This window comes from Brevibacterium aurantiacum, assembly GCF_900169065.1.
GTDB classification, from domain to species: domain Bacteria; phylum Actinomycetota; class Actinomycetes; order Actinomycetales; family Brevibacteriaceae; genus Brevibacterium; species Brevibacterium aurantiacum.
In genome coordinates, this window is sequence record NZ_FXZB01000001.1 from 149567 (window position 1) to 172904 (window position 23338).

Here is a 23338-nt window from a genome sequence, read left to right on the forward strand (position 1 = left end):
TCTGCTCAGACCTCGGCGTGAATCACCGGTGGAACATCTTCTGCTCCATTCTTCAAGCGTAATTCACGCACGGCCTCTTCCTGCTCCTTGACTGCGGGTTCATTCGCCCGCAGCAGGGCGTAGAGAGGGCTGGCAACGAACAACGTCGAAGCTGCTGCCACAATCGTACCGATGAACAGCGACAGAGAGATGTCGACCAATGTGCCGGCACCCAGCAGGAACACACCGATGAACAGAATCGAGGCGATCGGCAGCACCGAGACGACCGAGGTGTTGATCGAGCGCACTGTCGTCTGGTTGATGCCGAGGTTGACCAGCTCGGAGAACTTCAGGTCGCGTTTGTCCTTGAACCGCGTCGTGTTCTCTCTGATCTTGTCGAAGACCACCACGGTGTCGTAGAGCGAGAAGCTCAAGACGGTGAGGAACCCGATCACGGCCTCGGGGGTGATCTCGAACCCTGTCGCGGAATAGATGCCCGTCGTCACGATCATGACGACGAACAGTCCCACGATCGCGGCCAGAGACATCTTCCAGGTCCGGAAGTACAGAGCCATCACGACCATGGCGATGCCGACGAAGATGACAAGGGCCCGAATCATCTTCTCAGTCACGTCTTGGCCCCACTCAGGACCGACGAACGTCGATGTGACGTCCTCTGCTTTAACGTCGTAGCCGCCTACGAGAGCGTCACGGACTTCCTGCATCTGGTCATCGCTGAGCTGGTTCGTCTCGATGCGCACCGCAGTGTCACTCGTCGGAGTCAGGCGCGGTTCAGAGCCCGGCACCACCTCAGAGACGAGATCTTCGCCCTTGGCAGGTGCAGTGTCTGAGACGTGGTCGACTTGGAACTGAGATCCGCCCTTGAAGGCAATACCGAAGTTGAATCCCGCGATCAACGGCACGAGAAGTGACAGGAGCACCAGGGCGCCGGAGATCATCAGCCAGAGTTTGGCCTTCCCGACGAAGGGAATCGACGACTCACCGTTGTGGAGCCGGTTGCCCCAAGCAAAGAACCGTTTCACTTGTCTGCCTCCTTGCCCTTGTCGGCAGATTCTTCGGCTGCCTTCTTCGCAGCCGCCTTCCGCTCCGCGATGGTGCCACCGGCTGGTGCCGGATTCGTCGCAGACTTCGTCTTCTTCTTAGGCTTCTTCTTGGGCTCCGCCTCGGTCGCCTCATCGGCTGGCTCGGCGGAAGCTGAGACCTCGTCGGAGTCGGCGGACTGAGGCTTCTTCGACCGTTTGGTCGTCGTCGTGCCGCGAGGCTGGCCCGAAGATTCTGATTCGGCACCTGCCTTCGACTTCGACGATGCGGACGAGGATTCAGTCGATGAGGATGTCGAATCGACAGTCGATTCTTCGGTCGATTCCGCCTCGGTGTCGGACGACATTCCTGCCTTCCGGGTTCGAGCCTTCTCCCGTCGGCGTGCCTCGGGTGACTTCTCGTCGTCATCGATGCTGAGGTTGAGCGCACCACGATAGGCGGCGGGCTTGACTCCCAGCAGACGCGGATCCATACCGGACATCGGATGGCCCTGGCCGAAGAACTTGGTGCGGGCGAGGACTTCCAACATGGGGTGTGTGAACAGGAAGACGATGAGCACGTCGATGATCACGGTCAGTCCCAGGGTGAAGGCGAAGCCTCGCACGGAGCCGACAGCCAAGATGTAGAGGATGACCGCGGCGAGCATGTTCACTGCCTTGGATGCCCAGATGGTGCGTTTGGCGCGGTCCCAACCGACTTCGACTGCGGAGAGCAGATTTCGACCGCTGCGCAACTCGTCTCTGACTCGTTCGAAGTAGACGATGAACGAGTCCGCGGCCATGCCGATGCCGATGATGATACCGGCGACACCAGCCAATGACAGTCGGTAGCCGTATCGCCACGAAGCCAAGAGCAGCAGCAGATAGGTCAGCACACCTGCGACAACGAGGCTCGAGACTGTGACGAGTCCGAGCACCCGGTACTGCAGGAGCGAATAGATGACGACGAGTATGAGTCCGACGAGACCGGTGAGCAGACCGATGTTGAGGTAGTTGGAACCCAATGTCGGTGAGATCTGGTCCTCGCTCTGGACTTGGAAGCTCAACGGCAGGGAGCCGTTCTTGAGCTGATCGGCCAGGGTCTGAGCCTCGTCAAGGGTGAAGTTGCCTGAGATCTCGGCGTTGCCGTCGGTGATCGCTGCGTTCGATGACGGTGCCGAAAGCACATTCCCGTCAAGAGCAATGGCGAACTGGTTGTACGGCTGCTGCTTCCCGGTGATGTCCGAGGTGATCTGCTTGAAGATCTCGCGCCCGACGTTGTCGAACTTGAGGTTCACAGCCGGCTGGTTGGTCTGGACACCGTTGGCGCCCGCCGCATAGCCGAAGTTTGCGTCCGCCAGGTGCTCGCCTGAGAGTTCGACGGGGCCCAGAATGTACTTAGCCTCTCCGTCCTTGCCACAGGCGACGACTGGTTCATCTGCTGGCTGCTGCTGTCCACCGGTCCGGTTCTTCGGATCGGTGCAGTCAAGCTCCGTGTACTTCTTGATGATCTTGTCGGTCTGCCATTCGTCGACGTCTTTCTCAGGATCGAAGAGTGGCCGCGGCGTCGAATCAGTGACCTTCGTGTCGTCGCCCTTAGCGGAACCGCTCTCTTCGGTCGCCTGTTCGCTGCTCGCTTCTCCGGATTTCTCAGCGTCTTTGCCTGCTGGTCCGGGAACGCTTCCACCGGCGTTGGCGACATCGCCACCAGAATTGGCGGCGTCGCTGCCAGACTTGGCGACTTCGCCGCCGCCTGCAGGTGCTTCTGCTCCGCCCTGTCCGCTGCCATCGCCTTGCGCTCCGGCATCCGCCTGAGCGCCGGCGCTGCCACCGGTGAGTTCCTCGAGGCGTTTCTTCTGCTCGTCGGTGAGTCCCTCGGAGGGGTCCTGCTGTTCTTCCCCGCCGCCCTGCTCCTGTTCCTTCTGGATCTGCTCCTGGGAACGCGGGTCACCGACAAGGGCGACTCGACGGAAGACGAGCTGCGCGGAAGAACGAACCAGATTGCGTGTTTCCTCATCCGGATTGCCCGGCAGGTTCACAACAATGTTGCGGTCACCCTGAGTCGTGATCTCTGCTTCAGAGACACCGGTCGAGTCGACGCGCTGTCGAATGATCGACACAGCCTGGTCAAGCTGCTCCTTGCTGATGTCCGTGTCCTCCGATACCTGGGGTTCCAGGATGATCGAGGTTCCGCCCTCGAGGTCGAGAGCGAGCTTCGGCGTGGTTGTGGCATCTGACCACACGACGCCTGCGGCGATGATGCCGAGGAGCAGTGCAGTGACGATCCCCAGCCACACGAAGCGCAAACCAGGACGTGGCTTTTCTTCAATATCGGACACGTTTCAGCTTTCGATTGAGTGCAGTGAGCGAAGTCAGTTCTTCTTGGGATTCTCAGGATCGGAAGAATCGGTGCCGAATGCGTCCGCATCGGTCTCACCGGTGCCATCCACAGCATCGTCGGCATTCTTCGAGCCGGTGGCGTCATCGATCACGGAATCGGTTTCGTCTGCTTCAACCTGAGTCGTGTCCGACTTCAGTTCCGAATCGGAATCGACAACGTCGTCCGCTGGAAGATCGGTGTCGCCGCTGGTCTTTTCAGCCCGCTTACGCTCATTCATCGCGTCGAGTTCAGCGTCGGTGATCGCCGGGGTGTCGGTGCTCTCAGCATCGTCAGCAGCCTCTGGTGCGTCTGCAACAGCACCGCCAGCGGCAGCGCCTGTAGCTTCAGGATTGCTGATCTGGCCGATGGCCTGGCGGTGGACTCGAAGCACGGTGCCGGGACCCGATTCGAGGGTGACCTGGTTGTTCTCCTCGTCGATGGACAGGACGGTGCCGAATACGCCGAACGTCGTCATCACGGTAGCGCCGGGGACAAGGCCCGACTTGATCTCCTCTGCACGCGCCTTCTGCTTACGCCGAGAATTGAACAGGAAAAAAATAAGCAACGCAGCAAGCGCGAGAGGGATCAATAAATCCACAGGTATCTACCTTTCATAAGAACGAACCAGTCCACTACCTTAGTTCGTAGTCAGTACTCAAGGCGAACTCAATTGCCGGGATCAGAACTCATAGTTTGCTGGGATCTGCATTCCCAGGTGCTTCCAAGCCGCGGATGTGGCAACCCGGCCTCGCGGAGTGCGACTGATCAGACCTTCTCGCACAAGGTAGGGTTCCGAAACTGTCTCCACGGTGTCGGCCTCTTCTCCGACGGAGACTGCGATGGTCCCCAGACCGACCGGTCCCCCGCCGAATCGCTTGCACAGCACTTGCAGCACGGACCGGTCAAGGCGATCAAGGCCGAGTTCGTCGACTTCGTAGACCTTCAGGGCCGACAGGGCCGCGGCCTCATCGATGATGCCTGTTCCGCGCACCTGCGCCCAGTCTCTGACTCTTCGCAGAAGTCGGTTGGCTACGCGCGGAGTGCCGCGAGATCTGGTTGAGATCTCTTTCAGACCTGCAAGTTCTGCTTCGATTCCGAGCATGTGAGCTGAACGTTTGAGCACGGTCAGCAGATCGTTGCTTGAGTAGAAGTCGAGGAGTCCCGTGAATCCGAAGCGGTCTCGCAATGGCGCGGGAAGCAGACCGGACCGGGTTGTGGCGCCGACCATCGTGAACTGGGGCAGGTCGAGTGGAATAGCCGTCGCACCGGGACCTTTGCCGACGATGACGTCGACGCGGAAGTCCTCCATCGCGACGTAGAGCATCTCTTCTGCGGCACGAGCCATCCGGTGGATCTCATCGATGAAGAGGACTTCCCCCTCCTCCAACGACGAGAGGATCGCGGCCAGGTCACCGGCATGTTGAACAGCCGGGCCCGAAGTGACTCGCAGGCTCGTCTGCATCTCATGCGCGATGATCATCGCCAGCGTCGTCTTCCCCAATCCGGGAGGACCGGAGAGAAGGACATGGTCAGGGGCTCGATTTCGGGCCTTCGCAGCATCGAGTACCAGGGAGAGCTGCTCTCGGACCTGGGGCTGGCCGATGAAGTCCTGCAGTCCCTTAGGACGCAGGGCGGCTTCCGCATCGCGTTCGGCGGTCTCTGCTCGACCTGAGACCAGCCGTTCCTCTTCGGCGCCGGTGAGCTTCTGATCACCGAATTCCAGTTCGTAGGAGGCGCTGCCGTCATCAAAGGAGCTCGTCACTTCCGAGCACCCAGAACCTTGAGCGAGGCTTTCAGCAACGCCGATGTGCCGGCGTTCTGGCCAAGATCATTGACCACTTCCTGAACGACGTCTGCCGCCTGGGCCTCTTTCCAGCCGAGTCCGACCAGGGCATCGACAACCTGCTGGTTCGCGCCGCCGAACGACAGCTGCGGTCCGGGTTCCGAGGCGGAGAGCTTCGGCAGTTTGTTCTCAAGTTCGAGAATGATCCTGGAGGCCCCCTTCTTGCCGATGCCAGGCACCCGTGTCAGTGCGTTGGCGTCTTGGTTCGAAATCGCTGCGGCAAGTTCACCGGGGCCCATCACAGACAGGATCGCCATGGCCAGGCGCGGCCCGATTCCGGAGATCGACAGCAGCACTTCGAAGGTGTGATTCTCATCTTCGGTGCCGAAGCCGAAGAGCGTCATCGAGTCTTCACGGACCACGAGCGTGGTCACGAGTTCGATATCGGCGCCGTGGCGGGTGTTCGACAGGGTATCCGGAGTGACGTTGACTCTGCGTCCGACACCATAGGTGAGAATGACGAGGTGGTCAGCTGCGATGCGATGAACCGTACCGCTGAGGAAACTGATCACGGCCTGCCTTTCGAGTGGGAACACGTGTACGAATCCAGGCTATCAGCTTGGCGTTGAGCACCAGGTTCGACATACCGACGATACCAAGGCTCGCGACGCGAGAACCCTACTTAGCGTTGCGTAGCGCTTTGGCCCACTGCTCCTGAGCTTTTGTCAGACCTGTGCCCTGACGGCCGGCGCTCTTGCGCTCGTTGAGGTCCTTGTTCGCTCCAGGGGTCGATTGCCCGCTGAGAGCCCCGCGCCATGAGTGGCAGATGGCGATCGCCAGTGCGTCCGCGGCATCGGCGGGCTTCGGTGCGGCCTCGAGCTCGAGGATTCGGGTCACCATGTTCGTGACCTGTTTCTTATCGGCCCGTCCCGAACCGGTGATGGCTGCCTTGACTTCGGAGGGCGTGTGCATCGCCACGGGCAGCCCGCGCCTGGCGGCCAGCCCCATGGTCAGGCCGGAGACCTGGGCGGTGCCCATGATCGTGGAGACGTCGTTGCGGGCGAACACCCGCTCGATGGCCACGACATCAGGACGGTAGGTGTCGAGCCAGCTGTCGAACGCCTCGGCGAGGGCACCCAAGCGCAGGTCCACGGAATCGGTCGACGGTGTGCGCAGCACATCCACGGACACCATCTTCGCCTTGCGTGCGGGCAGGGTGTCGATGACACCCAGCCCGCAACGCGTCAGGCCCGGATCAACGCCGAGGATTCTCACCAGTCACCCGATTCAGTCTCATCAGGAATCAAGTTCGGCGAGAACCTCATCGCTGACATCAGCATTGGAGTAGACGTTCTGCACCTCGTCGCTGTCTTCGAGCGCATCGATGAGGTTGAAGACCTTGCTGGCGGTGTCCGCGTCCAAGCTGACTTCGATTCCGGGCACGAACGAGGCCTCTGCCGAGTCATAGTCGATGCCTGCATCAACGAGTGCTGTGCGCACGGCAACCAAGTCGGTGGCTTCACAGATGATCTCGAAGTTCTCGCCTTCGTCCTTGACCTCTTCGGCTCCTGCGTCCATGGTGGCCAAGAGGATCGAGTCCTCGTCGGTACCCTCTGCGGGCACGATGATGACGCCCTTGCGGTCGAAGTTGTAGGTCACCGATCCGGGGTCGGCCATGGTGCCGCCGTTGCGTGTGACTGCCACACGGACCTCGGAGGCTGCACGGTTGCGGTTGTCGGTCAGGCACTCGATGAGGAGGGCGACACCGCCGGCGGCGTAGCCTTCGTACAGAATGTTCTCGTAGTTGACGGCAGAGCCGTCGAGACCGCCGCCGCGCTTGACCGCACGGGTGATGTTGTCGGCGGGAACGGAGTTCTTCTTCGCCTTCTGCACAGCATCGAACAGCGTCGGGTTGCCGTCGAGATCAGGTCCACCGTTGCGAGCGGCAACCTCGATGTTCTTGATCAGCTTGGCAAAGAGCTTGGCCCGCTTCGAATCGATGGCAGCTTTTTTGTGTTTAGTCGTTGCCCACTTGGAATGACCTGACACTGGTGTTCCTTCCTATAGATACAGCCCCTAGAGTCTATACGCTCAGCACATCGTCATGTGCGCTGAGCCACGCAAGGCAGCTCCCTGCGCCTGCGCCACGGTCTCTCAACCGATGACGAGGGTCTCTCAGTCGATGACGAGGGGAACGTCGGGCACGGAGCCTGCCGTGACGAGGTCCATGAGGCTGAGCAGATTCTTCGGATAGATCGTCTCGGTCGTCGTCATCAGCTCTTCCCGCGACCACCACCGGAATTCGAGCAGACTGCGCTTCTCGATGTCCGTCCAGACGGCGTCTTCGAGTTCGATGTCCTCGCTCGTTCGGAAGGCGAAGTAGGTCTCCTGCTGATGCAGCGACTTCTCCGTGAATTCGAAGACCTCGTCACGTGTGGCCAAGGGGCCGATGAGTTCGCCGGGTTCGAATTCGATTCCGGTCTCCTCGGCGAGTTCGCGGGCTGCGGTCTGAGCGGCCGACTCCCCCAGTTCGGAACCGCCGCCGCAGGTCATCCACCACTGGTGTGTGGGCGTGAGCAGGTCCTGAGCTCGAATCAGGAGAACCTCGTCGCGCTCATTGAGTAATACGACCCGTGAGGCTTTACGAGGTTTCATGGTTCTCCAGGAGTTGACGATGGACGGACGCAGTCTGTGCAGAATAGTGAAGCGGCAAGCAAGCAGCAAGACCGCAATCGTAACCGACAGAACGATATCGGGAAGTGTCCACTCGACCAACCTGGAGGCGGTCAATGTGACGAATCACCGACTTGGGGTGTGTTCTGGCCAGGTACAGGAGGGGTCGGGTGAGCGCCTTGGAGGCGGTGGGGATGGTCATCGGCTCAGCTGTTCGCCGAGGTGGTCGGATCGTCGAGGTCAGCATCGACGTTTCCGCCCAGATGCTGATCCCACCAGTCGAGCATCGCTTCGAAGCGCTGCCGGCGGTGCCGCGGCTGACCCGCGCGTGAGAGTTCGTGGTTCTCTCCGGGGAAGATGAGCAGTTCGGTGTCCACCCCGGCACGCTGCAGGGCGGCATAGTACTGCTGAGCCTGTTCGAGCGGGCAGCGGAAGTCCAGTTCCGAGTGCATCACCAGGCTGGGTGTGCGCACCTGTGAGGCGTGTGCCAAAGGCGACTGCCTGTCGATGGCCTGCCGGTCACGGGTGGTGTACTCCTCGGTGAAGAACCGTCCGATATCGGAGGTGCCGACGAAGCTGTCGGGATCAAGATAGCCGCGTTCGACGATGGCTGCCTGGAACCGATGGTCGGCGGCGGTGATCATGGCGGTGAGATAGCCGCCGTAGGAACCGCCCTGGACGCCGAGGCGGCTGGAATCGAGCTGCGGGTCACCGGCCAGTGCGCGCTCGAGGACTGCGAGGACGTCGGCCATCGCTGGGGCCGCCATGTTCCCCTGCACCGCTGTCCCCCATTCGCGGGTGCGTCCGCCTGAGCCGCGAGGGTTCGCGTAGACCACGGCATATCCCGCCGAGGTGAGCACCTGAGTCTCGTCGAACCATCCGTGTGTGTACTGCGCGAAGGGTCCGCCGTGGATGTTGAGAATGACCGGGAACGGTCCCTCTCCGGTGGGTTTGGCCAGCCATCCGGTGATGGGTCCGCCCTCACCGTCGACGCGCAGGACCTGTGGAAGGACGGAGTTCGCGGGCGCTGGATGCTCACGGAGTGTGGCTGCAGCCGGCCGGGAAGCGTCCGCATTCGCGTGGGCATCACGTGAGGTGGTGATGCCCGCCTGTGCCAGGACTGCGCCGTTGCTCGGGGTCTGAGCGGTGAAGACCACCGTGTCGCCGTCGAGGTCGAAGCCGTTGACGACGGTCGTCTCATCCGTGAGGAAAGTCAGTTCGTCGAAGCCCACATTCTCAGCCGTGAGATCGATCGACACGATGCGGGAGGCACCGTCTGCGTCCACGACGGCGATGACAGAGGCGTCGTCGAGGACTGAGCCGTCGATGCCGTGGCCCACGATCTGAGGCCGGATGGAGGTGATTGCGACGGTCTCCGGGTCACTCAGGCGTCTGGTCGTGCCGGCAGTCGTATCGTGGACGAAGAGTCCTGGCATCTGAGCGACGAAGTCGAGTTCGTCTCGAACCAGTTCGTTGCCGACGAGCAGCACGGTCTCGTCGTCGACCCAGCGGTGCAGGTGCACGCTCATTCGCGGCAGCTGCAGTGCCTCCGGGTGATCCCCGCCGAGCAGCCACACGGTCGAGCGCAGGTCGGGCTCACCGTGGTCAGGCGCCAGTGCGGCAACCACGCTGACGCGGTTTCCGCTGGGTGAGAACTGCGGGTCGTGGACATCGGACTCCGGAGTCTTCAGGAGCGTGGACAGTGGGACTTCGGCACCGCCGGCGATGCCCGACTTCCCCAGTCCCGGTTCGACGAGGTCGACGATGAATGCCCGTGCCGGACGGTCGTTCGTGTACCCGAGACCATTGCTCAGGTAAGCCGCCGAGGTGATCCGCCGTGGAGCTTCCTCACTGGCTGGAATGTCCTCGTCCTGGCCATAGCGACCCGGTTCGGCCACCCGTGCGACGTAGAGCCCCCGTGCACCCTCGTCATCGAGTGCGAATTCGGAGACGCCGAGGTGGTTGTCCGTGATCCGGTGAGCCGTTTCGAGGGTGGAGCCGACGAAGAGCTGGCCTGCTTCCTTCTTGGCCGCACTGAGGTATCCCGACCAGCTGCTGCGGATCTCGGGAGCGTAGTCGCGCCAATTGTGGGTCAGCCGTCTCGAGGACTCCCCGGACAGGGCGAACAGCTGCGAGAGGTAGCTGTTGGACTCCAGATCGGGGCGGGTGATCGTGATGACGGCTTCGCTGCCTCGCACCAGTGGGGATGAGTACTCGGCGAGGGCGTCGAGGTCTTCGGGGTTCATCTGTTCCATTCCTTTGACAGCGCTGCCTGCACATCGGCGTGCACCTGCGGCAGAGCTTTGGTCTGTGCTACGACGGGCAGGAAGTTCGAGTCCCCGCCCCATCTGGGCACAATGTGCTGGTGGAGGTGCGCGGCGATGCCGGCACCTGCCACGGGTCCTTGGTTCATTCCCAGGTTGAAGCCGTCCGGGGACGAGACGGCACGGATCACGGTCATCGCCTTCTGCGAGAAGTGAGCGAGTTCAGCGGTCTCCGACTCGCTCAGATCCGTGTAGTCGGCAACGTGACGGTAGGGGCAGATGAGGAGGTGGCCGGGGTTGTACGGGTACAGGTTGAGCACCGCGTACACCTCCGCACCACGGGCCACGATCAGGCCCTGCTCGTCGGACTTCGTCGGCGCCGTACAGAACGGGCACTCGGCGATGCCGGAGTCCTTGGGCTTGTCCTGTCCCCCGATGTAGACCATGCGGTGCGGTGTCCACAGCCGCTGGAAGCCATCAGGCTCCCCGGGAAAGCCCGCAGCCGCCTCCGGCTCAGGAATGTCGCGAAGGTGATCGGGGCTGCCCTGGCCGAGGTGGTTGTGTGGGTCCTCCGTCATACCTGGGCCTTGGTTTCGATGGATTCAACGATCCTGGTGACCGCCTCGGCGACGGACACGCCGTTGTCCTGCTCACCATTGCGGAAACGGAACGACACGGCGTTGGCGTCGCGGTCCTCCCCACCGGCGATGAGCACGAAGGGCACCTTCGACTTCGAGGCGTTGCGGATCTTCTTCGGGAACCGATCGTCGCTGTCATCGATCTCGACGCGAACGCCGACGGCTCGCAGCTGTGCGGCCACCTCGGCGAGGTAGTCGTTGAATTCCTCGGCCACGGGAATGCAGGTGACCTGGACAGGTGCCAGCCAGACGGGGAATGCGCCCGCATAGTGTTCGATGAGCACACCCATGAATCGCTCGATGGACCCGAACTTCGCTGAGTGGATCATCACCGGCTGTTTGCGAGTTCCGTCGGCGGCCTGATACTCCAGGCCGAAGCGCTCCGGTTGGTTGAAGTCGAGCTGAACGGTCGACATCTGCCAGGTCCGGCCGATGGCATCGCGTGCCTGGACGGAGACCTTGGGACCGTAGAAGGCGGCTCCGCCGGGATCGGGGACGAGCTCGAGACCGGTCTCCATCGCGACCTCTTCGAGGACCTGCGTGGCTTCGGCCCACTGCTCATCCGAGCCGATGAACTTGTCCTTCTTCTTCCCGTCCTCATCACGGGTGGACAGTTCGAGGTAGAAGTCATCGAGCCCGAAATCGCGCAGCAGGCTGAGGACGAAGTCGAGGAGGTGGCGGATCTCCGCTGCGGCGTCCTCCTGAGCCACGTAGGAGTGCGAATCGTCCTGGGTCAGTGCGCGCACACGAGTGAGACCGTGGACGACTCCCGAGGGTTCATCGCGGTAGACCGTGCCGAATTCGAAGAGACGCAGCGGGAGTTCGCGGTAGGACCGGCCCCGCGAGCGGTAGATGAGGTTGTGCATCGGGCAGTTCATCGCCTTGAGGCGGTACGGAGTACCCTCCTTGACGATCTCTCCCGCTTCGTCGCGGACTTCGTCGACGGAGATCGGCGGGAACATGTTCTCGCCGTAGTACGGCAGGTGCCCGGAGGTGTAGTAGAGGGCTTCCTTCGAGATGTGCGGAGTGCCGACGTATTCGAAGCCCTCCTCGATGTGGCGGGCGCGGACGTAATCCTCCATCTCGCGCTTGACGACACCGCCCTTGGGGTGGAAAACGGGCAGGCCGGAACCGAGCTCCTCGGGGAACGAGAACAAATCGAGTTCGGCACCGAGCCTCCGGTGGTCCCGGCGCTCTGCCTCCGCGAGGCGATCCTGGTGGGCCTTGAGATCCTCTTTCGAGGCCCAAGCCGTGCCGTAGACGCGCTGCAGGCTCGCATTGGCCTGGTCTCCGCGCCAGTAGGCCGCCGAGGAGCGGGTGACGGCGAATCCGTTGCCGATCAGTTTGGTGGTGGGCAGGTGCGGTCCGCGGCAGAGGTCCTGCCATACGACTTCACCCTTGCGGTCGAGGTTCTCATAGACGGTGAGCTCGCCGGCGCCGACCTCAATGGAGGCAGAATCATCGGAACCAGCACCCTTGTCGGTGATGAGCTCAAGTTTGTAGGGCTCGTTGGCCATGCGCGCCTTCGCCTCGTCTTCGGTGACGACGACGCGGTTGAAGATCTGACCGGCTTTCACGATCTGGGCGGACTTCTTCTGAATCGCCTTGAGGTCTTCAGGGGTGAAGGGCTCTGCGACGTCGAAGTCGAAGTAGTAGCCATCGGTGATGTAGGGGCCGATGCCGAGCTTCGCTTCGGGGAACAGGTCCTGGACAGCCTGAGCGGTCACGTGCGCGGCCGAGTGGCGCAGGATGTCGAGTCCTGCCGAAGAGTCAATGGTGATCGGGGCGATCTGGTCGCCAGCGGCAAGTTCGCAACTGAGGTCGACAGGCTGCCCATCGAGCCACATTGCAACGACCGTGCGGTCCGTGGAGAAGATCTCCGTGCCAGTCAGCCCCTGTTTCCAAGGAATGGTCTCTCCCGCGCAGTCAATGCTGTCTGCCACTGATCTTCTCCGTTCGTCTGTGTTGGGGTGCCTCGCCATTAGAGTCTAATACCAAAACGACGGTGCCAAATCAGTTGGGTGGCAGTCGTGAGACTGCCACCCAACTGGTGAATCATACGCAATTTTCGATGCTTGCGCTGTTTCCTGTTATGTCAGTCGGGATCGGAGCGTCGTCCCGACTTCGATCACGCGGCCTTGCTGAATTCGAAATTCTTGCCCTTGCCCAGATCTTCGCCCAGTGCGAGCTTCAGGTGGACCTTGTCGAGTTCAGACGAAGGAACACCATATGCGAGTTGGACGGTCTTTTCGCCGCCGGCAGGAACCGTTGTGTCGAACACGAGGCTGGCCTTGTACTTGCCGCTCTCGAAGACGTCGGCATATTCCTTGCCGGCGCCATCGTCCGCAGACATCTGAGCGCTGCTCATATCGATATCGGAGCCGGAGTTGTTCTTCAAAGTCACGGTCACGACAGCGATCTGGCCATTGGTGTCCTCCGCACCAGCCGCAGTGTCGGACGCGGTACCCGGTTGCACACGGACAGCCGCGGTCAGATCGGTGCCGATCTCGACTCCCCCTTCTTCGACAGGAGGAGGAGCGGCTTCTTCGCCGCCGTCAGAGGGGTCTGCGCCCTGGCTGGGGTCCTGTGCAGGCTCGGACTGGTTCTGGATCGGTGACGCGGATGAGGATGCCTCGTTGGCAGCCTCGTCGATCGCAGAGATGAACAGGCCGCCGAAGATGAAGGTGACGATGACCGAGATGATCGAGAACAGGATGGCGATGAAGCTGAGGATCATGCCGGTGATCGTCATGCCCTTGTTGTTGGCCAGCCCCTTCTTGATCGCGGAGAGACCGACGAAGGCGAAGATCACACCGGCGACGCCGAAGAGGAATCCGATCCCGAAGAAAATGGACAGGACGATGCCGGCGATGCCGCCGACCAGCGCGAGAATCCCCCAGATGTTCTTCGACTTGTTGCCACCCGAACCAGCCGAATACGATCCATAGCTCGCATTGGGGTTGGCTGGGATGAACTGGTCCGAAGAACCGTCGGCACCGACATAGGCAGGCTGCTGGCCGTACTGGTTCGCGTCGTAGCCCTGCGCGTTGGGGTCGTAGCCCTGCGCATTGGGGTCATAACCCTGGCCGTAGCCGTCCTGGTTCTGGCCATACGGGTCCTGGTTGTAACCCTGTGCGTTGGGGTCGTAGCCCTGACCGTAGCCGCCCTGATTCTGGTCGTAGCCTGGAGCACCCGGATCGTTCGGCTGACCGTACTGAGGCTGCGAACCGTACTGAGGCTGCTGATTCGGATCGTTCTGTGAGCCGTACTGAGGCGGCTGCTGCCCGTTGCTCTGCGAACCGTACTGCGGCGCGCTGTTCTGATCGCCCGAAAAACCTGGCGCGTTGGGCGGCTGGTTGTCGGGGCCCGGACCGTTGGGGTTCTGATTTCCAGAACCGTTATTCGGTTCATACGGGTTCTGAGGAGTAGACATGAGTGCTCCGAAGTCTTCGTCGATGGTTACCCTCACTAGCGTACTAGTTAATATGTTGCTTTCCCCATGGCACCCACGTGGCAGTCCTGACACACGACCGACACATCGAGCCAAGCACGTCACGGCGAGAAGGAACGGACGATGAATGCACGAAGCCCCCGAGTGAGTCACTCGGGGGCTTCTTCTGTGCGCGATACTGGGATCGAACCAGTGACCTCTTCCGTGTCAGGGAAGCGCGCTACCGCTGCGCCAATCGCGCCTTATTCAGTTGTTGCACCGGAACACTAGGTCCCTGTGCGCGATACTGGGATCGAACCAGTGACCTCTTCCGTGTGAAGGAAGCGCGCTACCGCTGCGCCAATCGCGCCGACTCACCAACAGCGAACCGTTGGACGAATCCGAGGTGGCGACGGGATTCGAACCCGTGTATACGGCTTTGCAGGCCGCTGCCTCGCCTCTCGGCCACGCCACCATCAAGGCAGTGCCATGACGCCTTCGAGCGGATGACGGGATTCGAACCCGCGACCCTCACCTTGGCAAGGTGATGCTCTACCAGCTGAGCCACATCCGCATTTCTCACTGCCCGGTTTCCCTGGCAACGAGATACAACTCTATACGCAGGTGGGGGTCCATGCAAAATCAGATTCGAGTGATCGTGGTCACACACGCGAATCGAGCTTTCAGGCTCTTCGACTTATATTGGAAGTGTGAACGACGATCCCCAGGACAAGCGCCCCAAAGGGTGGCTGTCGCGCCATCACAAGCAAGGTGTGCGCCCCTGGCGCAAAACGCGTCTGAGCTTCCTGCGCTGGCGCGGAAACGTCATGGCCAACCCGCACGCGGCACGGCTCTATCGAATCGTCGTCGGTGCGGTGGGCACACTCATCGTGCTGATCGGGTTGCTGCTCGTGCCATTGCCTGGCCCGGGATGGCTCATCGTCATCATCGGACTGTTCGTCATCTCCAGCGAGTTCCACTGGGCGCAGAGGATTCTGCGCTTCGTCCGAGTCCACGTCGAGAGGTGGACGCACTGGATCATGGCGCGGCCGCTGTGGGTGCGCTGGACGGTCGGTGCGGTCACAGCAGCGTTCGTCGCTCTCGTCGTCTGGACCGCTTTCAGGATCATCGGGCTCCCCGACTGGGTTCCCGAGCTCGAGGTCCTCAAATACCTCGAGCTGCAATAGCGCCGAGGCGACGGCGCAGAGCGCCGGCTGTCGCCAAGAGCGCCTACTACTGCGAGGAGAGTGCCGTCAGGCGTGAGAGGCTGCGCATGTACTTCTTCCGGTAGCCCCCGGCCAGTGACTCTTCGGTGAAGACCTGGTTCAGCGCCTGTCCCGAGTTGATGATCGTCACGTTGCGATCGTAGAGCCTGTCGACGAGTGCGACGAAGCGCAGCGCCACGCCCTCGTTGTCGATCGTCTTCACGTCTTCCCACACGGCTGCGTCCAGACCGTCGACCATGCGACCGTACCGAGAGGGATGGACGGTCGAGAGATGACTCAGAAGTGTCGGGAAGTCGTCGCGGGCGACTGTGCCGGCCAGTTCGGCGGTCACGGCATCGAGGTTCTCAGCCGGGACGGGTTCGGCCGGCTCGCTCAACCCACGATGACGGTAGTCCTTGCCCTCGATGCGATAGATGTCGAATTGGTCGGCAAGTGCCTGGATCTCACGGAGGAAGTCCTGTGCGGCAAAGCGGCCCTCCCCCAACGACCCGGGCAGAGTGTTGGAGGTGGCGATGATCTTCACGCCGGCGTCGGTGAGTTCGCGCATGAGCCGTGACATCAGCACCGTGTCACCGGGATCGTCGAGTTCGAACTCATCGACGCAGACGAGTTTCATCTGTGAGAGATCGTCACGGGCACGGATGAATCCGAGCGCGCCGACGAGGTTCGTGTATTCGACGAAGGTGCCGAAGGTCGCAGGCTTCTCATTGGCATGCCATGCCGCGGCCAGAAGGTGGGTCTTGCCCACACCATAGCCGCCGTCGAGGTAGACGCCTTTGGGGCCGTCCTTTCCCTTCGAGAACAGCTTGTCCAGGAAGCCCTTCGACGTTGACGACGCCACGAACTCCTCAAGTTTGTTGCGTGCCTGGGCCTGCGAGGGCTCCGTGTCGTCGGTGCGGTAGCTGGCGAAGGACACGTCATGGAACTGCGGTGGCGGGACGAGGCCCGCAATGAGTTCGTCGGGTGCAACTTGGGGGGAACGGTCGCTCAGGGCGACCAGAGTCTGCTCGGCATTCACCCGGCCTAGTCTATTGCAGGCCACACGCTGTCAATCAACTGAGCCCGGCGTGAGAGTCCTCTCAGCTGAAGTCGAAGCCCAGACGCCCCAGCTGCTTGGGATCACGCTGCCAGTCCTTGGCGATCTTCACATGCAGGTCGAGGTAGACCTTGGTTCCGAGCAGTGCTTCGATGCCGCGCCGGGATTCGCTTCCGATCGCCTTGAGTCGGCTGCCGCCCTTGCCGATGATGATCGCCTTCTGGCTGGATCGTTCGACATAGAGGTTGACGTGGACGTTCCACAGCGGATTGTCCTCGCTGCGTCCCTCACGGGGGTACATCTCCTCGACCTGTGCGGCCAGGGAGTGGGGCAGCTCATCGCGGACTCCCTCGAGCGCGGCTTCGCGAACGAGTTCGGCGATCATCATCTCTTCGGGTTCGTCGGTGAGCTCGCCCTCCGGGTAGAGCGGCGGTGAGACGGGCAGGTGACCGGTCAGCACGGTATCGACCGTGTCGATCTGGAACCCGTCGACGGCGGAGACGGGGACCACATCGGCGAAGTCGGCGAGTTGGCCGACTGCCAGCAGCGCCTCGGCGACCTTCTCCTGGGGGACCTTGTCGGTCTTCGTCACCAGCGCCACGATCGGGGTGCGGCCGTCGAGGAGTTCGAGCTGTGAGGCGATGTATCGGTCACCGGGGCCGATGGGCTCATCGGCGGGCAGGCAGAAGCCGATGACGTCGACTTCGCTCAGCGTCGAGGCCACGAGGTCGTTGAGGCGGCTGCCCAGCAGCGTCCGCGGCTTGTGGAGTCCCGGGGTGTCGACGAGGATCAGCTGGTGATCGTCTTTGTGGACGATGCCGCGGATCGTGTGCCGGGTGGTCTGGGGCTTCGCCGAGGTGATCGCCACCTTCTCCCCCACCAGAGCGTTCGTCAGCGTCGATTTCCCGGTGTTGGGCCTGCCCACGAAGCAGGCGAATCCGGCTCGGTAGTTCTCAGGATAGTCCGTGCGAAATTCCATTTCAGTTCTCTTCCTTCGTGACCCTGACGTGGGTGATGCGGTGGCGGCGGCCCTGGCCCTCCATCGCTTCGATGATGAGACCCTCGATCCGTGCGTTCGAGCCGTCGATGGGAACGCGGCCGATGAGCTTCGTGAGAAGTCCGCCGACGCTGTTGACGTCGTCTTCGTCGATCTTCACATCGAAGTAGTCGGCGAAGTCGGAGATGGACATGCGGGTGCTGATGACGAATGACCCGTCATCGACCTCGACGAGCTCATCATCGCTGGTGTCGTATTCGTCTTCGATCTCGCCGACGATCTCCTCGACGATGTCTTCGATGGTGACGAGTCCGGCGGTGCCGCCGTATTCGTCGATGAGGATCGCCAGGTGCGTCGAATCGACCTGCATCTGCTCCATCAGGTCATCGGCGGGTTTGGTTTCGGGAACGAAGAGAACTCCTCGCGCCAGAATGTCGACCGGTCGCTCCGCGTCCTTCGGGTGGAGGTGGAGACGGCGGGCGACGTCCTTGAGGTAGGCGACCCCGCGAATGTCATCGAGGTCCTCACCGCTGACGGGGATCCGTGAGAATCCCGACCGGAAGAAGAGGTTCATCACCTTCGACAGCGGAGTGCCGGAGTTGACGGTCACGAGGTCCGTGCGCGGGACCATGACCTCATTCGCCGAGGTGTCGGAGAGGTTGAACACGGACTGGATCATCTCGCGTTCGCCGTCTTCGATGACATCCGATTCGCTGGCTCGCTCGACGAGGTCACGCAGCTGATCCGAGGTCACGAACGGTCCGTCCTTGTAGACACGGTCCGGGGTCAGCAGGTTGCCGAGGAGGACGAGGATCTTCGTCAGCGGCTTGAGCACGACGAGTGCCGCACCCACGACCCAGCTGAGGTTGAGGCACACGGCCAGGGAACGACGTCGCCCGATGGTCCGCGGGGACACTCCGGCGACGACGAAGACCGCGATCGAGGCGGTCAGCACGGTGAGCACGACCATGAGCGGTCCCACCGAGTAGATCGAGTTATACGCCAACGCGATGAAGACCGTCGCCAGTGCTTCGAGGAAGTTGCGGACGAAGATGATGACGTTGATGTTGGTGGGCAGATCGACGAGGATCTTCTCGGCCCGGAATGCGGCCTTCTTACCTTCGTCCTTCGCCTCCTGGATCGCCTGATGGGAGACGCTGAGCAGAGCCGCGTCCACCGCGGACAGCGTCGCCGAGATCACGAGACACAGGGCGGCGCCGAGGAACAGCCAGAGCACGGCTCAGACCTCGGTCGGTGAGGGGATGTCGGTGCGACCGTCGTAGCGGGCGGCGAAGAAGGTCAGCAGAAGATGACGCTGCAGGGCGAACATCTCTTCCTTCTCCGCGGGCTCACCGTGGTCATAGCCGAGCAGGTGCAGGAAACCGTGGACCGTCAGCAGCAGCACCTCGTCCATGGTCGTATGGCCAGACGACGATGCCTGGGCAGCGGCCACCTCGGGGCAGATGATGATGTCGCCCATCTGGCCCTCGGTGGGAGCACCGGGCTGGCCCTGGGTGAGCTGGTCCATCGGGAACGACATCACGTCGGTGGGTCCCTCGAGGTCCATCCAGGTGACGTGGAGTTCTGCCATCGCCGTGGCATCGACCATGGTCACCGCGAGTTCGGCGCCGGGGTGCATGTGCAGAGCCTGACCCAGGTATTCGGTCAGAGCGACAACCTCGTCGAGGTCGATCGACTCATCGGTTTCGTTGGAGATCTCGGTATTCATTCGCTGCTTCCCCACAGGTCGTAGGCGTCGACGATCTTCGTCACCAGCGAGTGGCGGACGACGTCCTTGCTGCCCAAGTGGCAGAATTTCAGGTCTTCGATTCCGGTCAGGATGTCCTGGACGACGTTGAGACCGCTGCGGGTCTTGCCCGGCAGGTCGATCTGAGAGACGTCACCGGTGACGACCATGCGAGCTCCGAAGCCCAGACGGGTGAGGAACATCTTCATCTGCTCACCGGTCGTGTTCTGCGCCTCGTCGAGGATGATGAACGCATCGTTGAGAGTGCGGCCGCGCATATACGCCAGCGGGGCCACCTCGATCGTGCCCGTTTCGATGAGCAGCGGGATCGACTCGGGGTCGACCATGTCGTGCAGGGCGTCGTAGAGGGGACGCACGTAGGGGTCGATCTTCTCGTTCAGCGTCCCGGGCAGGTAGCCCAGGCTCTCCCCTGCCTCGACGGCCGGGCGGGTGAGGATGATGCGTGAGACCTCTTTGTGCTGCAGGGCGTTGATGGCCATCGCCATGGCGAGGTACGTCTTGCCCGTGCCTGCAGGACCGATGCCGAAGGTGATCGTGTGATTGCGGATCGCCTTCACATAGTCGTGCTGGCCCATCGTCTTGGGACGGATCGACTTTCCGCGTGTGGACAGGATGTTCGTGCCCATCACCGCCGAGGCGGCCTGTCCTTCAGAGGAGAACGACGCGACCCTGTCGATCGTCTCCTCGTTGATGCGGTGGCCCGAGGCGTGCAGCTTCTTGAGTTCCCCGATCACGGAGACGAATGCCGCCACGCGCGTCGGCTCACCGCTGGCCTGCACCTGGTTGGCGCGCACATGCAGATTGAGCTCGGGGAAGACGCGCTCGAGCTTCCGCAGGTTCGACTCCCCCGGCCCGAAGAACTCGACCAGATCGATGGAGTCGGGAATCACGAGACGCACTGTGTCCGATGAGGCTGCTTCGGCAGGTGTGCTGTTCACAGAGTTCGTGGGCTGAGTGGAGGTGTCCAGAATGATCCTTAGTGACTGTGAGTACTTGTGGGAGTACTGCAATTGTGTGCTTCCATCGTAGTCCGCTTCGTCACCAACGGCCCAATGAATTCTGAGCCATGACGAGGCCGGCTGCTCCGGCCGAGGACGAACGCAGGACCGTCGGGCCCAGGAGCACTGTGTCGGCGCCGATGGCCGACAGGGCCTCGAGCTCGGCGTCGCTGATGCCGCCTTCGGGTCCCACGACCAAGACGATGCGGTCCGAACCGGCATCAAACCGAGACAGTGCCTGGGAGAGTTTCAGCTCGGCCGCCTCGTGGAGGACGTAGACGGTATCGCCCTCGGACAGTGCCCCTGCCAATCCGGTGCCGCGGACCAGATCGTGACGCAGTGGGAAGCGGGCGCGTCTGGCCTGCAGAGACGCAGCCCGCAGGACGTTGTCCCATTTGGCGGCGAGTTTGTCGCGCTTCTTCGCGGGCCAATCGGCGATCGAGCGTTCGGCGGCCCACGGGACCACCTCGTCGACTCCGATCTCTGTGGCGGCTTCGATCGCCTGCAGATCGCGGTCGGCTTTCGCCAGAGCCTGCACGAGGACCAACCGCGGTCGTTCCACCTCGGCGTGGGTCACCGAAGCAACCTGAAGTCCCATTTCATTCGCCGAGGCGCTCGTAACGGTTCCGCGCACGCGAGTGCCGGCTCCGTCGACGACTTCGAGCTCATCCCCGGGTCCGAGTCTGCGGACTCGGACCGCGTGCCCGGCCACGTCCTCACCGAAAGTGAGCACCTGACCGGCGGCCGCCTCGGCGACCTGGGAGGAGAAGAAGACGGGAAGACTCACCGACCGGCGAACTTCTCACGCATGCGGGAGAACATGCCTCGGTTCTGGGTGGTGATCTGCGCGCGTGGAGTCTCCTCATCGCGCAGCTTCGCCAACTGCGACAGCAGGTCCTTCTGCTCATCGTCGAGTTTGTCCGGTGTCATCACGTCGACCGTGATGAGGAGGTCGCCTCGGGTCTCCGAACGCAGACGGGAGGCGCCGAGTCCGGGAAGCTTGACGACGGTGCCGGACTGGATGCCGGCCTCGATCGAGAGATCCTGAGTGCCGTCGAAGGTATCGAACGGGATCGAGGCGCCGAGGGCGGCCGCGGTCATCGGCACCGAAACGGAGGCGCGCAGGTTGTCACCGTCGCGCTGGAAGACTTCGTGACGGGTCACCATGACCTCGACGAAGAGATCGCCGGCAGGTCCACCTCCGGGTCCCACCTCGCCCTGGGAGGAGAGCTGGATGCGCGTTCCGTCGGAGACTCCGGCGGGGATGCGGATCTTCATGGTCCGCTGCTTGCGGACGCGGCCGTCTCCCTGGCAGTTGAGGCAGGGGTTGGGAATGACGGTGCCGTAGCCGTGGCAGGAGTTGCAGGTCTGGTTAGTCACCATCTGGCCCAGCAGTGTCCGGGTCATGCGCTGGACGCTGCCGGCTCCGTGGCACAGGGTGCAGGTCTCAACGGAGGTGCCCTGCTGTGTTCCAGCACCCGAACAGGTGTCACAGACCACGGCAGTAGCGACGTCGAGGTCGATGTTGCCGCCGAATGCGGCGGTCTCCAGGTCGATGTTGACTCCCACGAGCGCGTCCTTGCCACGCTGCGTGCGCGGCATCGGGCCACCGGCTGAGCCGGCCCCTCCGCCGAAGAAGGTTTCGAAGATGTCGCCGAAGCCGCCGAAGCCGCCACCGCCGGCAGGGAAGCCCTGTCCGTTCTCGCCGCCGCCCATGTCGTAGTTGCGGCGCTTCTCCGAGTCGGAGAGAACGTCGTAGGCAAGGGAAATGGCTTTGAACTCATCCTCGTGGCCGGGGTTCACATCGGGGTGATACTTCCGGGCCAGCTTTCGGTAGGACGATTTGATTTCAGCCGCCGAAGCGTCTTTGGACACTCCGAGTGTTTCATAGTGATCGGCCACAGAAACTTCTCTCTCCCTGGTGGTGTGGGTTGTTCGCGTTGTCGTGCCTGTTCGCAGTGTGGTGCTTGTTCGCGCTGTGCTGTGCGCTGTCGGATCGGTACATCTAGCTCTGATCGAGGACAGAGGAGACGTACTTCGCCACGGCTCGCACAGCGGTGATCGTCGTCGGATAGTCCATCCGGGTCGGCCCGAGCACAGCCAATCGCGCGGAGGAGCCCGCGTCATGACCATATTCGGCGGCCACGAGGGATGTCGAGCTGAATGACTCGTGAGTATTCTCACGACCGATCCGAACGCTGATCTCCTCTTGGTCCTCGGCCATCGATGTCAGCAGCTTGAGCAGTACGACCTGCTCTTCGAAAGCTTCGAGGATCGGTGCCATCTTCTCACCGAACTCCCGTCCGGAGCGAGCCAGGTTCGCGGTGCCTGCCATGATGATGCGTTCTTCACGCGTGGCGATGACAAGATCTGTGACTGCGGCTCGCACCTGCGTCAGAGCCGCGGCGAGCTCAGCGCCGACTGAGTTGGCTCCGCCGAGGGGTTCTGTCTCGGTGCCGTCGGCGACCGCGCCCGTGGTGCTGGGGGTGACCGTGCTCATCACCTTTGAGAGCTTCTGGCCGGAGAATTCGGTGTTGACCTCATCGCGGATTCCGCGCAGTGATTCGTCGTCGATGACTCCCGGTGTGATCACGACCTTCTGTTCGACCTGACCGGCATCGGTGATGAGGACGACGAGGATGCGGTTGGGCCCCAGGCCCACGACCTCGATGTGTTTGATCGTGGCGCGAGAGACCGTCGGGTACTGGATCAGGGCCACCTGGTGGGTCAGACCCGAGAGGACTCGCACCGTACGGTCGAGCATGTCATCGAGGTCCCCGTTTCCGTCGATGAGCTGGAAGATCGCACGCCGCTCAGCCTGGGTCAGCGGTTTGAAGTCGTCGATGCGGTCAACGAACATCCGGTAGCCCAGGTCGGTTGGGATCCGACCGGCGGAGGTATGGGGCTGCGCGATGTAGCCCTCCTGCTCGAGGTGAGCCATGTCGTTGCGGATCGTGGCCGGCGAAACTCCGAGCGTATGGCGCTGAACGATGGCCTTCGAACCGACGGGTTCATTGGTGGCGACGAAGTCTTCGACGATCGCACGCAGAACCTGTGCTCGTCTGCTGTCGTTCATTCGTCCCTCCTTGAGTTCGGCGCTGCATTTGGCACTCATCTGCCTTGAGT

At 62.2% G+C, this 23338-nt stretch carries 21 protein-coding genes and 4 tRNA genes; 1 reads left to right on the top strand and 24 read right to left on the bottom strand.

The window, feature by feature from the left end; translation table 11 throughout:
* Positions 1 to 5: 5 nt before the first annotated feature.
* The 16 genes from secF to BAUR9175_RS00750 form a co-directional block, all read right to left on the bottom strand.
* Complete coding sequence (gene secF / locus BAUR9175_RS00675; protein WP_069600261.1) at positions 6 to 1022, bottom strand: protein translocase subunit SecF; 1017 nt, start codon at positions 1020 to 1022, stop codon at positions 6 to 8.
* On the bottom strand, positions 1019 to 3358 hold the full coding sequence (gene secD, locus BAUR9175_RS00680) for a protein translocase subunit SecD (protein WP_240519901.1): 2340 nt from the start codon (positions 3356 to 3358) through the stop codon (positions 1019 to 1021). The genes secF and secD overlap by 4 nt, the downstream gene beginning before the upstream one ends.
* Before the next feature lie 33 nt (positions 3359 to 3391).
* Positions 3392 to 3997, bottom strand: coding sequence for a preprotein translocase subunit YajC (locus BAUR9175_RS00685; RefSeq protein WP_101582662.1), 606 nt, complete (start codon positions 3995 to 3997; stop codon positions 3392 to 3394).
* A gap of 81 nt (positions 3998 to 4078) precedes the next feature.
* Positions 4079 to 5161: a Holliday junction branch migration DNA helicase RuvB gene (gene ruvB / locus BAUR9175_RS00690; protein WP_371860635.1), complete on the bottom strand. Its 1083-nt coding sequence runs from the start codon at positions 5159 to 5161 to the stop codon at positions 4079 to 4081.
* On the bottom strand, positions 5158 to 5778 hold the full coding sequence (gene ruvA / locus BAUR9175_RS00695) for a Holliday junction branch migration protein RuvA (protein ID WP_009881454.1): 621 nt from the start codon (positions 5776 to 5778) through the stop codon (positions 5158 to 5160). Before ruvA ends, ruvB begins: the two co-directional genes overlap by 4 nt.
* Positions 5779 to 5860: 82 nt before the next feature.
* Entirely contained in the window at positions 5861 to 6457 is a 597-nt protein-coding gene (gene ruvC, locus BAUR9175_RS00700; protein WP_069600263.1) for a crossover junction endodeoxyribonuclease RuvC, read from the bottom strand.
* Positions 6458 to 6478: 21 nt separating this feature from the next.
* The gene (locus tag BAUR9175_RS00705) at positions 6479 to 7231 is read right to left on the bottom strand and encodes a YebC/PmpR family DNA-binding transcriptional regulator (protein ID WP_009881456.1); all 753 of its coding nucleotides are present in this window, start codon (positions 7229 to 7231) and stop codon (positions 6479 to 6481) included.
* Between the two features lie 126 nt (positions 7232 to 7357).
* Positions 7358 to 7837 carry an NUDIX hydrolase gene (locus tag BAUR9175_RS00710; protein WP_257944244.1) on the bottom strand — a complete coding sequence of 160 codons (480 nt, stop codon included), beginning with the start codon at positions 7835 to 7837 and terminating at the stop codon, positions 7358 to 7360.
* Positions 7838 to 8061: 224 nt separating this feature from the next.
* Complete coding sequence (locus BAUR9175_RS00715) at positions 8062 to 10101, bottom strand: alpha/beta hydrolase family protein (protein ID WP_069600264.1); 2040 nt, start codon at positions 10099 to 10101, stop codon at positions 8062 to 8064.
* The gene (locus BAUR9175_RS00720; RefSeq protein ID WP_009881459.1) at positions 10098 to 10697 is read right to left on the bottom strand and encodes an HIT family protein; all 600 of its coding nucleotides are present in this window, start codon (positions 10695 to 10697) and stop codon (positions 10098 to 10100) included. Before BAUR9175_RS00720 ends, BAUR9175_RS00715 begins: the two co-directional genes overlap by 4 nt.
* Positions 10694 to 12700 carry a threonine--tRNA ligase gene (gene thrS, locus BAUR9175_RS00725; protein WP_096167305.1) on the bottom strand — a complete coding sequence of 669 codons (2007 nt, stop codon included), beginning with the start codon at positions 12698 to 12700 and terminating at the stop codon, positions 10694 to 10696. Before thrS ends, BAUR9175_RS00720 begins: the two co-directional genes overlap by 4 nt.
* Before the next feature lie 185 nt (positions 12701 to 12885).
* Positions 12886 to 14190 carry a DUF4190 domain-containing protein gene (locus tag BAUR9175_RS00730; RefSeq protein ID WP_240519900.1) on the bottom strand — a complete coding sequence of 435 codons (1305 nt, stop codon included), beginning with the start codon at positions 14188 to 14190 and terminating at the stop codon, positions 12886 to 12888.
* Positions 14191 to 14377: 187 nt separating this feature from the next.
* A tRNA-Val gene (locus BAUR9175_RS00735) sits at positions 14378 to 14449 on the bottom strand.
* Positions 14450 to 14485: 36 nt separating this feature from the next.
* Positions 14486 to 14557: transfer RNA gene (locus BAUR9175_RS00740), tRNA-Val, on the bottom strand.
* A gap of 34 nt (positions 14558 to 14591) precedes the next feature.
* Positions 14592 to 14662: transfer RNA gene (locus BAUR9175_RS00745), tRNA-Cys, on the bottom strand.
* Positions 14663 to 14688: 26 nt separating this feature from the next.
* Positions 14689 to 14761, bottom strand: a tRNA-Gly gene (locus tag BAUR9175_RS00750).
* A gap of 136 nt (positions 14762 to 14897) precedes the next feature.
* Here BAUR9175_RS00750 and BAUR9175_RS00755 point away from each other — a divergent pair.
* Positions 14898 to 15374 (top strand): PGPGW domain-containing protein, encoded by a 477-nt coding sequence (locus BAUR9175_RS00755; RefSeq protein ID WP_233429197.1) that lies wholly within the window; start codon positions 14898 to 14900, stop codon positions 15372 to 15374.
* A gap of 46 nt (positions 15375 to 15420) precedes the next feature.
* Here BAUR9175_RS00755 and zapE read toward each other — a convergent pair whose 3' ends face one another.
* The 8 genes from zapE to hrcA form a co-directional block, all read right to left on the bottom strand.
* Positions 15421 to 16431 carry a cell division protein ZapE gene (gene zapE / locus BAUR9175_RS00760; protein WP_083248748.1) on the bottom strand — a complete coding sequence of 337 codons (1011 nt, stop codon included), beginning with the start codon at positions 16429 to 16431 and terminating at the stop codon, positions 15421 to 15423.
* 61 nt (positions 16432 to 16492) lie between these two features.
* Complete coding sequence (era, locus tag BAUR9175_RS00765; protein WP_009881464.1) at positions 16493 to 17428, bottom strand: GTPase Era; 936 nt, start codon at positions 17426 to 17428, stop codon at positions 16493 to 16495.
* A 1-nt stretch (position 17429) separates the two neighbouring features.
* Positions 17430 to 18683, bottom strand: a complete 1254-nt coding sequence (locus BAUR9175_RS00770) for a hemolysin family protein (protein ID WP_101582668.1) — start codon at positions 18681 to 18683, stop codon at positions 17430 to 17432.
* Between the two features lie 3 nt (positions 18684 to 18686).
* Positions 18687 to 19175, bottom strand: a complete 489-nt coding sequence (gene ybeY / locus BAUR9175_RS00775) for an rRNA maturation RNase YbeY (protein WP_069600267.1) — start codon at positions 19173 to 19175, stop codon at positions 18687 to 18689.
* A complete protein-coding gene (locus BAUR9175_RS00780) occupies positions 19172 to 20224 on the bottom strand; it encodes a PhoH family protein (RefSeq protein WP_009881467.1) in 1053 nt (350 codons plus the stop codon). The genes ybeY and BAUR9175_RS00780 overlap by 4 nt, the downstream gene beginning before the upstream one ends.
* 28 nt (positions 20225 to 20252) lie before the next feature.
* Complete coding sequence (locus BAUR9175_RS00785) at positions 20253 to 20999, bottom strand: 16S rRNA (uracil(1498)-N(3))-methyltransferase (protein WP_009881468.1); 747 nt, start codon at positions 20997 to 20999, stop codon at positions 20253 to 20255.
* Positions 20996 to 22114: a molecular chaperone DnaJ gene (dnaJ, locus tag BAUR9175_RS00790; RefSeq protein WP_009881469.1), complete on the bottom strand. Its 1119-nt coding sequence runs from the start codon at positions 22112 to 22114 to the stop codon at positions 20996 to 20998. Before dnaJ ends, BAUR9175_RS00785 begins: the two co-directional genes overlap by 4 nt.
* Before the next feature lie 103 nt (positions 22115 to 22217).
* Entirely contained in the window at positions 22218 to 23288 is a 1071-nt protein-coding gene (gene hrcA / locus BAUR9175_RS00795) for a heat-inducible transcriptional repressor HrcA (RefSeq protein WP_069600269.1), read from the bottom strand.
* Positions 23289 to 23338 lie beyond the last annotated feature (50 nt).